Genomic DNA, 12,394 nt, shown 5'->3' on the forward strand with positions numbered 1-12,394 from the left:
CCCGGACCGGACGGGGGCGGAAGCCGCAACACCGACCACGGCGGCCTCCCGCGGTGGCACGATGTCTCCTGACGGCGCGTCGAGCTGCGGGGGCACGCCGGGACGTGCCCGGGCCGCCACGGCACCCCACCCGGCCGCCCGGCGGGCGGCGGACGCGCACACGGATGCAGGTCCTCGTGCGGTGGAGGCGCGATGCGGTGGCTGACGGGCTGGTGCACGGGCACCCCGGGTACGGGCACCCCGGCGCACGAGGCGCTCGGCCGGGTCGAGCCGATCGCCGCCCGCCCGCTGTGGGCCGGGCCCGACCCGCTCTGGGCCGTGGGCGACTGGCGGCCCGGGGAGATCCGCCTGGTCACCCTCCGCCCCGGCGCCCCCGCCGTCGTCAGCGCCGGCCCCACCGCCCCCGACCGGGTCGAGGACACCCCCGCCACCTCCCGGCTCGCCGTCCTCGGCCACTGCGGAGCCACCGACGCCGAACTCGCCGCCGGCCTCGCCGCCGCCCGCGGCGGTGCCGTCCGCCACCTGACCTCCTGGCCCGGCAGCTACACCGTCGTCCTGCGCTCCGGCACCCGCTCCACCCTGCTGCTCACCGACCTCGCCGGCGCCCAGCCGGTCTTCCACACCCCGTGGGCCGGCGGCACCGCCTACGCCACCGCCGCCCTGCCGCTCGCCGACCTGGTCGGCGCCCCGCTGGACACCGGCCACCTCGCCGCCCGGCTCGCCTGCCCCGAGTCCCCCGAGGCGCTCGGCACGGGCACCCCGTACGAGGGCGTCCAGCGGGTGCCGCCCGGGCACGTGCTCGGCATCCGCGGCGGCCGCCCGTACCTGTCCGGCTACGACGACCCGGCCGGCACCGAGCAGCCGCGCGACGAGGCGCCCGCCGTCCGCGAACTCACCCGCGCGCTGCTGGAGTCCGTCCGCTCCCGGGTCCGCACCACCGCCCCGGCACCCGACCCGGCCGGGCGGTCCCGGCTCGGCGTCGACCTGTCGTACGGGACGGCCTCCGCGACCGTCGCGCTGCTCGCCGCCGCCGTCCCGCTGCCGCCGGTGCCGACGGCCGCCGCGCCGGGGGCGGCGGCCGCGGCGGACCGGGCGGCCTCCGGCGGGGCCAGGCGCGGCGCGGTCAAGGGCTCGTGGGCCCGCACCGCCGCCCGGGGCCCCGCCGCCCCCGAGCAGTTGGCCGCCGTCACCCTCGGCGAGACCGGCCCGCCGACCGCCCTCGCGCTCGCCCCCGACACCCCGCGGCTGCGGCACACCGTTCTCGACCCCGGCCCGGACACCCTCCCGTACGCCGGCCCGGGCGCCGACCCGCAGGCCGGCCGGCTCACCGACGAGCCCGGGCCCGAACTCGTCGCCGCCGCCCGGGCCGAGGCCCGCTTCGACGCCGGCGGCACCGACCACCTCACCGGCTACGGCGCCCGGCAGGTCCTGGACGGGCACCCGGCCCGGCTCGCCGACCTCATCCGGGCCGGCCGCTCGCGCGGACTCCTGCCCCCGGTCGTCGCCCTGGCCGGCGCCGACCGGGCGGCCGCGGGCGTCCTCACCGGCACCCTGCGCACCCCGCTCACCGTGGTCCGGGCCGCCCACCGGCTCTCCCGGGTCCGCTACGCCGAGGCGCTGGACGAGGCAGCCGCCCGGCTGACCGCCCGCCACGTCCCGGACGGTGCCGCCACCGCGGGGGCCCGCTCGGCCGTCGACCTCGCCTGGTGCGTGCCCGGCCCGGCCGCCCGCTGGCTCTCCGACGAGGCGCTCTCGGCGGTCGCACTGAGGCTCCGGCTGGCAGCGCGCAGACCGGCGCCCGGGGAACACCCCGGCGCGCACCGGGCCCGGCACGCCCTCTACCGGCAGGCACGCTCCTTCCGCACCCTCGTGCACGCCGCCGAACAGCCCGGCCAGCGGCTGCACGCACCCTTCCTGGACAACCAGGTGGTGCGCGCCGCCCGGCTGCTGCCCGACGACGTCCGCCTCCAGCCCGGCGCCCGGCACGCCCTCCTGCACGCCGTCCTCACCGGCGCCGGCCGCACCGACCTGCCCCCCGACTGGGGCCGCGGCCCCCGTCCCGACCGCACCGCCCCCACCCGCGCCGGCCTGCGCCTCGCCGCCGACGGCCTCGCCGAGCTCTTCGACGCCCCGCTGCTCGCCGAAGCCGGCCTCATCGACCTCCCCGCCGTCCGCGCCGGCCTCGCCCGCTCCACCGACCCGGCCGCCCGGCCGTCCCCGGCCGTCCTCGCCGGCCTCGCCGACCTGGTCTCCACCGAGCTCTGGCTCCGCCGCGTCCGCGCCCGCCGCCACGGCGCCTGCTGGACCGGCCTCCCCGGTCCCCGCCAGCCCGCCCTCACCTCCTGACCCCAGACCGCGCGCCACTGTCCTCCCTCCTCTCCTCGCTGTCCCGGTCCGCCGCCAGCGCGAGCTCCGGCGGACGCCTCGCCGGTCCCGTTGTCCGGCGGTCCTCGTGCCCTGCCGTTCGGGGCACGGCTGCCGCCCAGAACGGCAGGGCCGTCGGTGATCCGGCCGTGCCCCGCCGCTTCAGCGGTGCGGTGGCCGCCGCGGGCCACCCGGTTTCGCGCGGGGCCTGTCCGCGCGGCCTCCACCCGCCCGTGAGCAGCCGTCCGCGGCCCGGTCCGGCGCCTGCTGCTTGCCGACCGGTCGTCCGGCCCACCACCTCCCGGCCGTCCGGCCGCCCCGCGCTCCCCTCCTCTGCGCGCCGCCCTGGCCCCGTCGCGTCCGCGCCCGCCGCGACGGCGCTTGCGGGACGGGCCTCCCCGGCCCCCGCCGGCCCGCCCTCGCGTCCTGACCCCGGCCCGGCCCTGCCCCGACGTCCGGGCCCCGCTCCACCCGAGCGAGCCTTGCCCGCCTCCGCGCCACCGCGGTCCCTCGCCGGTCCCGTGGTCCGGTTGCCCTCGTGTCCTGCCGCCCTGGCGGCCGTGTGCCGGGATCCCGGAGTGCCTTCCCCGCCCCTGCGGCCGTGGTTGTCGCCGCAGGCCGATCGCCTCCTGCGGGTCCTGTCCGCGTGCCCCGCCATCAGCTGGTGCCCTGGCCGAGGTCGCCGACGAGGCGGTGCGTCGGCTGGGCGCCGCCTTCGACGCGCTGCGCGGATGATGAGCCCAGTCCCCGCCCCGCCCCTGCGGCCGTGGTTGTCGCCGCAGGCCGATCGCCTCCTGCGGGTCCTGTCCGCGTGCCCCGCCATCAGCCGGTGAGGAGTCGTTCGCGGTCCGGTTTCGGTCCCTGCCCTTGCGTCGCGGTTGCCGCCGCAGGCCGACCGCCTCCTGCAGGCCCTCTCCTTCCCTTGCTGCGTGACCTGCCATCAGTCGGTGCCCTGGCCGAGGTGGCCGACGAGGTGGTGCGTCGGTTGCGCCCCGCCTTCGACGCGCTGTGCGGATGAGGTGCGCGGCCGCGCGTCTCCGCGCCTGTGGTCGTGGTTGTCGCCGCAGGTCGTCCGGCTTCTGCGGGGCCCGTGTGCGCGGCCCTCCGCCAGCCGGTGAGGAGTCGTTCGCGGTCCGGTTTCGGTCCCTGCCCTTGCGTCGCGGTTGCCGCCGCAGGCCAATCGCCCCCTGCGGCCCATCCCTCCCCTCGCTGTGTGACCCGCCATCAGCCGGTGAGCAGCTGTCCGTGGCCCGGTCCCCGCCCCTGCGTCGCGGTTGCCGCCGCAGGCCGACCGCCTCCCTGCGGGCCCTCTTCCTCCCCTTGCTGCGTGACCCGCCATCAGCCGGTGAGCAGCCGCCCGCCTCCGCCCCTGCGGCGCGGTTGCCGGGCCAGGGTCGGTGGGGCGGTGATGATGGCGGGGGTGTGGATCCGGGGTGAGGAGGACGTGCGGTGGCCGGTGGGAGCGCGGGGCGGGAGGTGCCGGTCGTGCTGTCGGTGCTCGGGCGTCCGCCGACGGGGCGTCCGCCGGGCGTGCTGGCGGCGTGCGACGGGTCGGACGGGTCGCTGTGGGCGCTGGACCGGGCGATGACGGAGGCCGAGCTGTTCGGGCTGCCGCTGTACGTGCTCGCGGTGGTGAACCCGGCGCCGGCCGGCTACCCGCCCGGGATGGCGGAGCTGGTGCAGGAGAGCGTGGAGACGCTGGTCGAGAGCATGGCGGACGGGCTGCGCCGCTCGGTGGCCGCCGTGCAGCGCCACCGCCCGGTGCCGTACGAGGGGGAGCTGTCGCTGCACGTGGTGCTGGGCAACGTGATCGAGGTGCTGCTGGAGGCGGCGACCCACCAGCACACGCTGGTGATCGGCACCCGGGGCAACGGCGGCTTCGCCCGGTTGCTGATGGGCTCGGTGAGCTCGGCGGTGGTGCACCACGCGGCGTGCCCGGTGCTGGTGGTCCCGGCGCCACCCGCGCCCTGACCCCGCCCGCGCCCTGACCCCGCCCGCGCCCTGACCCCGGCCGCGCCGGCCGGGGCCGGGACGGCGCCGGTGTGCCGGGAATGTACCGAGATGGTTCATCGTTCACCCATCTTGTTCACATCCGACAAACGCCCCTGGAGCCCCCGCATGAAGGTCGAGATCTGGAGCGACATCGCCTGTCCCTGGTGCTACATCGGCAAGCGCCGTTTCGAGCAGGCCCTGGCGGACTTCCCGGGCAAGGGGCAGGTCGAGGTCGACTACCGTCCGTACCAGCTGGTCCCGGACGCCCCCGCGACGGCGAGCCCGCACCGGGCGTGGCTGGCCGAGCGCTACGGCCCGCAGTCGGTGGCGATGGACGCCCGGGTGGCCGAGCTGGGCCTGGCCGAGGGCATCACCTACGACTTCGACGCCGCGCTGCACGCCAACACCTTCCTGGGGCACCGCCTGCTGCACCTCGCCGAGTCCGAGTACGGCCCGGCCGTCCAGGGCCGACTGAAGGAGGCGCTGCTCAAGGCGCACTTCACCGACGGCGTGGACGTCGGCGACCGCGCCGCACTGGCCGACGTCGCCGTGTCGGCCGGTCTGGACCGGGACCGGGTGACCGCCTACCTGGCGGGCGACGAGGGCACCGCCGAGGTCGAGGCCCAGCTGGCCGAGGGCCGGGAGCTGGGCATCTCCGCCGTGCCGACCTTCGTCTTCGAGGGCAAGTGGGCCGTCCAGGGCGGCCAGGACGCGGCGACCTTCCGCAAGGTGCTGGAGCAGGTCGCCACCGAGATCGGCGAGCGCCGCCCCGCCCCGGTGCAGGTCGCCCCGGCCGGGGAGGCCTGCGCGGACGGCTCCTGCGCCATCTGACGCCCCCGTCCCCACCCCGCCCGAGCGGTGAACCCGCCCGGCCGCACGGGGGCCGGGGCCCGAGGCCCGCTCCGGGAGTCCCGGAGCGGGCCCTTGTCACACCCGCCCGGCGCGGCCCCCGGTCAGGAGCACCGGAAGCGGGCCTGGGCCCAGTCCGCGACGTTCAGCGCCGACCAGATCCCGTTCACGGGTGCGACCGTCAGCTTGATCGACTTCTGCCCGTCCAGCGGCACGTGCACCGGCACCGCGTCGTCGCCGACGGCCAGCGCGCGCGAGCGCCACAGGACGCTGCCGTCGCTGCCCTCGACGGAGAAGACGACCCTGCCGGAGGAGATCGTGGCGTCGTCCACCCCGGCCACCGCGTCGAAGGACGTGCAGCTGCGGTTGAGGTCGATCACGGTGGCCGCCGGGGCGTGCACGGTGATCGCGTGCGGGTGGTAGTCACCGGCGATCCAGCCGCCGTCGCGCTGCCAGAACTTGTCGCTGCCCTTCTGCCGGATGCTCGGCCCGGGCGGCGGCACCCGGTTGTTGCCGGGCTTGAGCACGGGCAGCGAGTTGCCCCAGAAGTCGCTGAGCACCGGCGGGGTGACCGTCGGCGTCGGGACCGGCGGCAGGGTGGGCGTCGGGACGACCGGCACGTCGGGCGTGGGCAACGGCGGCAGCGTCGGCACGGTCACGACCGGGGGGGTGATCGTCGGCGTCGGCACCTTCGGACTGCTGGGCGCGGGCGCGGCGGGTTCCGGTGCCCGGGTGGTGGCGGGCGGCGGAGCCGGCGTGGAGGTGGTGGCCGGCTTGGTGGCCGGGCTCGCCGGGCTCGCCGGGCTCGCCGGGGGAGCCTCCGGGGCGGGCTCGGCGGCGCCGGGAGCCGGTGCGGGGGGTTCGGGAGCCGGGGCCGCGCTCGCGGGCTGCGCCGGAGCGGCGGCGGCCGGGGCACTGGGGGCCGGGGGAGCGGCCGCCGGGGGCTTCGGTTCGGGCGAGCCGGTGAACGCGTACGCGGCGACGGCGGCTGCGGCCACCGCGATGGCGGCGGCGATCCCGGCCTTGGCGGCGGTGCCCAGGCCCTCGCCGGCCGCGGCGGCACCGGCCCCGCCGGAGCCCGCACCGGCCGAACCCGCACCGGCCGCCCCGGCCGCGGCTCCCGCCGCCCCCGAGGAGCCGGAGGCCGCCGCGGCCGTCCCGGCCGCCGTCGCACCGCCGACGGCCGCGACGCCGCCCACGGCGGCCGCGGCGACGCCGGACCCGCCCACGCCGATCCAGACGAGCACCCCGCCGGGCAGCAGGGCGCGCAGCCCGGTGTTGATCTCGGTCAGCTCCAGGCAGGCGGCCGTGCAGCGGTCGCACTCCTTGAGGTGCCGGCCGACCTCCGCCGAGGCCCGCTTGCGCAGCGAGCCGCGCGCGTACGCCCCGAGCCGGTTGGCGTACCCCTCGCACGCGCTGTCCTGGCTGCCCGAGACGTGCGCCTGGAGGAAGGCGGCGGCGAGCCGGTCGCGGGCCCGGTGGGCCTGGACGGCGGTGGCGTTGGCGGTCTTGCCGAGCATCACCGCGACGGTCTTCGGGGACTCCCGCTCGACCTCGGTGTGCCAGAGCACCACCCGGTCGTCCTCGGGCAGTTCGGCGTAGGCCTGCATGACCATCCGCTGGTCGGCCAGCGCCATCGCCCAGGCGTCGGCGCCCGGGTCGGCCAGGTCGACGTCGACCACGGCGGCCGAGGTCTGCGCGAACACGGCGAAGTCGTCCACGAGTTGTTCGCGCCGCTCGCTGCGGTGCCAGGCGGCGGCGACGTTGCGCACGGCCGTCAGCAGGTACGCGCGGACGGCGAACTCGGGGCCCTTGCCCGCCCGCAGCGCCTGGAGGGTGCGGGCGAACACCTCGCCGGCCAGGTCCTCGGCGGTGAAGCTGTCCCGGCAGCAGGTGCGGGCGTAGCGGCGCACCGAGTCGGCGTGCCGGCGGTAGATCTCCTCGTACGCGGTGTCGTCGCCGGCCCGCACCCGGGCGGTCAACTCGGCGTCGGAGGCCGGGCGCTCGCCGTCCACCGGGTCGGCGGGGGCGGGTACGGTCGGCCGGGCGGTGCGGGCCCCGCCGGTGAACGGCTCGCCGACGAACGCCTCGGGGGCGACGCCGCCCCGGCCGGCCGGGGCCTGCCCGGGCACGCGGCCCGGGGGGAGCGCGGCGGCGGAGGCGGAGAGCGTCTCGCGACTGGGGATCCCGGCCTGGTCGGGCACCTGCCCGGCGGCCGAACCCGCTGCGGCACCGGGCACTTGGGAGGCCCCACCGGGACTGCCGAGACTGCAGGGCCCGGCGGCGGACCCCTCGGCGGGATCACCGGAGAAGCCCCCGAAGTCGAGGCCGTACCCGTAGTCGTTCTGTTCCTCGGCGCTCACAACGGACCCCAGATTCCACGACAGCCCCCGTAGTGTGGCAGGGCGCGCGGGAGTGCGTAGGCGCACGGTTCCCCGGCAGACGGCGCCGACGGCGCGCGAAGGGCGCGCATCCGGACATTGGCTCCAACCACGGGCAAAGGATGGCATAGCGCAGGGGCCGACGGTAGCCGCAGTGGCCGCCTTCCACTCCTCGGAGGGGCCGTCGCAGAAGCGTTCGCCCAGCGTGTGGCGGTGGGGTGTGCGACCCCCGCACCCGGCGCGCGCGCTCGGGCCGCGCGCCGGTCCTCCCTCCAACTCCCGTACCCGCCGGGCGTGGCGGCCCGCCGGTCGACGGGTGTCAGCGCTCCCGCAGTCCGTCCAGCAGGATCTGCAGCAGCCGGTCCGAGGGCCCGGCGACCGGCTGGCCGTCCGTCTGCGGAGAAATCGGCGAGAAACCGCCGGCCGCCGGCGCGGAGACCGACGGACGGGCCGCGTGCACCGGCACCGAGGCGGTCAGCACCAGCACCACGTCCGACACCGTGACGCCCGGGCGCAGTTCGCCCGCCGCACCGGCCCGCGCCACCAGCGCCGCCAGCAGCTGGAGCAGCAGCCGGGGATCGGCATCGGCCGCCGAGGGTTCGACCGCCCCGCCGGAGCGGGCCTCCTCGCCGCGCAGGTCGAAGCGGACCGCCGCCGGCGCCTCCGCCATCCGCTGCTCGGGCACCCGGCCCAGCTCCTCCGCGTACCGGAACGCCTCCGGCGGCAGCAGCCGCCCGGCACCGCTGCTCACCGCGCGGGCCAGGTAGCCGGCCAGCGCCTCCCAGGCGCCGTCACCGCCGTACAGCGACTCCCGCGCCTGCGCGGTCAGCCACGCCACCTCCTCGGCGGCGATCCGCTGGACCAGCACCTCCTTGCTCGGGAAGCGCCGGTAGACGGTGCCGACCCCGACCCCGGCCCGGCGTGCGACCTCCTCCATCGGCGCGCCGTAGCCGAACTCGCCGAACACCTCGCGGGCCGCCCGCAGCACGCTCTCCAGGTTCCGCCGGGCGTCCACCCGCAGCCGCGCCCCGGGCACCGGCGCGGCGGCCGGCGCCGGCTCGGCCCGGTACGGAACGGCGGGCCGCGCCACCCCGGCCTGGGCCACGCCGACCTGCGCCAGCCCGCCCGGGGCCGGCAGGTCCACCGGGCCGCGCTGCTCGGGGACCGTGCCCGGCCCGGCCTGCGGCGCACCCGCCCGCCCCAACACCTGCTCCTGATCCATCATCCCAACTCTCCCCCGCAGGCGTCCGAAACCGGACCCTGTCGTCGCCCGCCCCTGCACCCCCCGGTGCAGCTCAGCCCGTCAGAAGTGACCCGATGACCCATTGCTCGTGCCGCCCGTCCCGATCCGGTGACCACGGTTCGTGCCGCCGTGCCGGGTCCACGTCCGGCTCGGCGCGTCGGCACCGTCCGGGGCCCTGTCCGGGAACTACCCTTCCCCGGATGACTGTCCCCCAGTCGGGTTCTCACGCCAACGCTGGAACAGGCCGTAGTGGCCGCTCCACGGTGCGTCGCCGCCAGTTGTCATGGCGACGGCCGCCCCGGTACACAATCCGACCATAGTTCACCACTCTCCGAGGCCGAAAGTGCGTCAGAAAGTCGCCCGGTAAGCACAACTGGCCACGGCGGTCACTCGTGACGCATCCAGCCCCGTACGGACTGTGGACAAGACGACCCCCGCCGGTCCTTCATAGGGGGCGTGATGGGGGGACACCCCCGGCCGCGGGGCGGCCGGGACGAAACGTCGCATGGGCAGGAGGCGCACCATCAGGATCCTGATCGCCGGCGGCGGCTGCGCCGGAACGGCCGCCGCACTCCACCTCCAGCGCGCCCTGCGGGACCGGCTGCGGCGCGGCGAGGTGGAGGTCACCGTCGTCGAACCCCAGGCCTACTTCACCTACCACCCGCTGCTGGCCGAGGTGGCGGCCGGTTCGATCGACCCGCGCCACGTGGTCGTCCCGCTGCGCCGGCTGCTGCCGGACTGCCGGGTGCTGACCGCCCGGATCACCCGGATCGAACACGCCGCCCGGCGCGCCCTGGCCGACGCCGCGGCCCCCGGTGAACGCCCGGCCCCGGTCGAACTGCCCTACGACGTCCTCGTGGTGGCCCCCGGATCGGTCTCCCGCACGGCGCCCGTGCCCGGCCTCGCCGAACACGGCCTCGGCTTCTCCACCGTCGGCGAGGCGGTCGGCCTGCGCAACCACGTCCTCGAACAGCTCGACCTCGCCTCCGCCACCCGCGACCCGGCGCTGCGCCAGTCCGCGCTCACCTTCGTCTTCGTCGGTGCGGGCTACGCGGGAGTCGGTGCGCTCGCCGAACTGGAGGACATGGCCCGCACCGCCGTGCGGGGCTACCACAACATCCGCGCCGAGGACCTGCGCTGGGTGCTGGTCGAGGCGACCGGCCGGATCCTTGCCGAGGAGTCCTCCGAACTGGCCGACCACACCCTGGGCGAACTGCGCGAACGCGGCGTCGACATCCGGCTGCGCACCACCCTGGAATCCGCGGCCGACCAAGTCGTGGCGCTCTCCGACGGCAGCCGCTTCGGCGCCCGCACCCTGGTCTGGACGGCGGGCGTCCGGCCGTCCCCGCTGCTGCGCGAGACCGACCTCCCGCTGGACACGCTGGGCCGGGTGCGATGTCTGGCGACCCTCCAGGCCGTCGGACCGGACGGACGCGCGCTGCCCGGCGTCTGGGCGGCCGGCGACTGCGCCGCCGTACCGGACCCGAACGCGGACGGCGCACCGTGCGCCCCCAACGCCCAGCACGCCTTCGCCCAGGCCGAGCTGCTCGCCCGCAACGTGGTGGTGGCCCTGGAGGGCGGGCCGCACGCCCCGGGCCTGGCCCCCTACCGACCCGGCCCCGCCGCCTGCTCGACCTCGCTCGGCCTGCGCCGGGCGGTCGCGCACACCCGGCGCGGCGGCCGGCTCACCGGCCGGCGGGCCTGGTGGCTGCACCGGGCCCGGCACCTGCGCCGGCTGCCGAGTGCCGAGCGCCGGGTGCGGGTGCTGATGGACTGGGTTCTGGGCGGGGTGTTCTCCCGCGAGGTGGTCTCGCTGGGCGCGATGGAGCACCCGCGTTCGGCCTTCGGGAGCGGCTTCGACCCGGGCGCCGGAAGGCCGTCCGGCACCGGACCGGATGCTCCCGGATGACCGCCCCCCGCCGCCCCGGGCCGCCGGCCGACCGGTCGCCGGAGCGGAGGACGGACCAAAGGGCGGATCGGGCGGCCACGCCGGGCGCGCGACTTCCGGAACCGGGCCTCCGCCTGACAGGATCAGCCCGACCTGGTCATTACCCCGTGTGCTGCGGCGCACACAAAAAGTGATGATATGCCTGGAAAACGAGGAAGCGGCCGTCGTTTGAACCTCATGCGCTGGAGCGCCCGGCTCGCCGGAGTCCCCTGGCGTGCCCTCCCGCCCCACGGGACCGGCACCGAGGACGGTGCCCCCTGCCCCGAGGGCGTCGTCGTGCCCGGCCCTCGCGACCCGACCGGCCCCGGCGGCACCGCAGAGCTGCCCGACCCGTACAAGCCGCAGAACCTGCGCGAGGTCCTCAACCGCATCCCCGCCCCGGTCGCCGTCACCTACGGTCCGCTCCACCAGCTCGGCTACGCCAACCGGGCGTACCGCGAGCTCTTCGGCGAGCGCACCACCGGCCTGCCGGCCGCGGAGGCCCTCCCCGAGCTCGCCACCATGGGCGTCCTGCCGCTGATGGACCAGGTCATCCGCGGCGGCCGCCCGCGCAGCGTCAAGGCCCGCTGCATCCTCGGCCTCACCGGAAACCGCTACTACAACGTCTCCTGCGTCCCGCTCGGCACCGGGGAGCACGGCGACGCCCCCGCCGGGGGCCCGCCCGCCGGAGTGCTGGTCTTCGCCGCCGAGGTCACCGACCAGGTCCTCGCCGCCGCCCGCCTGCGCGAAGCGGAGCGCCGCCAGCGCGAGGCCGCCGTCACCCTCCAGCGCAGCCTCCTGCCGCAGAAGCTCGACCAGCCGGCCGGCCTGCGGGTCGCGGCCACCTACCAGCCCGGCGGCGCCGAGGCCGCGGTCGGCGGCGACTGGTACGACGTCATCGCCATCGACGGCGGGCGCACCGCGCTCGTCATCGGCGACGTCATGGGCCGGGGCCTGCGCGCCGCCGCCGTCATGGGCCAGCTGCGGACGGCGGTCCGCGCCTACGCCCGCCTCGACCTGCCGCCGCACGAGGTGATGCGCCTGCTCGACGGCATCGCCATGGAGATCGACGCCAACCAGATCGCCACCTGCACCTACGCCGTCTGGGACCCGCGGCGCCGCACCCTCTCCTACGCCTCCGCCGGGCACCTCCCCGTCCTGCTGCGCTGCCCGGACGGCACCATCCTGCGCAGCGAGGAGCAGAACGGCCCGCCGCTCGGGACCGGCGGCGGCCTGCACGTCTCCCACACCCTGCGGCTGCTCCCCGGTACGACCGGCGTCCTCTACACCGACGGGCTGGTCGAGCGCCGGGACGAGGACATCGACCAGGGCCTCGACCTCCTGGCCCGCACCCTGACCGGTGCGATCGGCGCCCCCGAGGTGATCTGCGCCCGGCTGCTGCGGGCGATGGGCGTGACCTCCGAGCACGACGACGACGTCGCGGTCCTGGCCTTCCAGCTGCCCCCGGACGAGGGCGCCGGAAATCCGCTTGCGCCGCTTGACCCGCGCCCTCCAGAGGTCTAGAGTCTTTCGAGCTGCCTGGCAGGGAGCACCGGACACGCATCTGCGCGGACGGTCCCGGGGCGGCCAATCCCCTGAAACACCACTTCCGGTTCGTGCCGGTCGTTTCGCTTTTCC

The 12,394-nt window shown here is 77.3% G+C and carries 6 protein-coding genes and 1 pseudogene; 5 read left to right on the forward strand and 2 right to left on the reverse strand.

All coding sequences use genetic code 11. The annotated features are described in order from the left end of the window. Positions 1–192 precede the first annotated feature (192 nt). The 3 genes from ACH5AR_RS09230 (at position 193) to ACH5AR_RS09240 (ending at position 5,187) form a co-directional block, all read left to right on the forward strand. A complete protein-coding gene (locus ACH5AR_RS09230) occupies positions 193–2,346 on the forward strand; it encodes an asparagine synthase-related protein (protein ID WP_396300718.1) in 2,154 nt (717 codons plus the stop codon). A gap of 1,467 nt (positions 2,347–3,813) precedes the next feature. Next, positions 3,814–4,335, forward strand: a complete 522-nt coding sequence (locus ACH5AR_RS09235) for a universal stress protein (RefSeq protein WP_396300719.1) — start codon at positions 3,814–3,816, stop codon at positions 4,333–4,335. Between the two features lie 147 nt (positions 4,336–4,482). Next, complete coding sequence (locus ACH5AR_RS09240; RefSeq protein WP_396300720.1) at positions 4,483–5,187, forward strand: DsbA family protein; 705 nt, start codon at positions 4,483–4,485, stop codon at positions 5,185–5,187. Positions 5,188–5,309: 122 nt separating this feature from the next. On the opposite strand, the gene ACH5AR_RS09245 is transcribed toward ACH5AR_RS09240, so the two are convergent. Both ACH5AR_RS09245 and ACH5AR_RS09250 read right to left on the reverse strand, forming a co-directional pair. Then, positions 5,310–7,445, reverse strand: a complete 2,136-nt coding sequence (locus ACH5AR_RS09245; protein WP_396300721.1) for a sigma-70 family RNA polymerase sigma factor — start codon at positions 7,443–7,445, stop codon at positions 5,310–5,312. A gap of 460 nt (positions 7,446–7,905) precedes the next feature. Beyond that, the gene (locus ACH5AR_RS09250; RefSeq protein ID WP_396300722.1) at positions 7,906–8,808 is read right to left on the reverse strand and encodes a TetR/AcrR family transcriptional regulator; all 903 of its coding nucleotides are present in this window, start codon (positions 8,806–8,808) and stop codon (positions 7,906–7,908) included. A gap of 526 nt (positions 8,809–9,334) precedes the next feature. Between ACH5AR_RS09250 and ACH5AR_RS09255 the strand changes: the two genes are divergently transcribed. Together ACH5AR_RS09255 and ACH5AR_RS09260 are read left to right on the forward strand one after the other, a co-directional pair. Next, entirely contained in the window at positions 9,335–10,738 is a 1,404-nt protein-coding gene (locus tag ACH5AR_RS09255; RefSeq protein WP_396300723.1) for an NAD(P)/FAD-dependent oxidoreductase, read from the forward strand. Positions 10,739–10,945: 207 nt separating this feature from the next. Then, positions 10,946–12,232, forward strand: a pseudogene (locus ACH5AR_RS09260) (SpoIIE family protein phosphatase); the annotation flags it as partial. Positions 12,233–12,394 lie beyond the last annotated feature (162 nt).

The organism is Kitasatospora sp. NPDC018619 (genome assembly GCF_044391605.1).
Taxonomy (GTDB): Bacteria; Actinomycetota; Actinomycetes; order Streptomycetales; family Streptomycetaceae; genus Kitasatospora.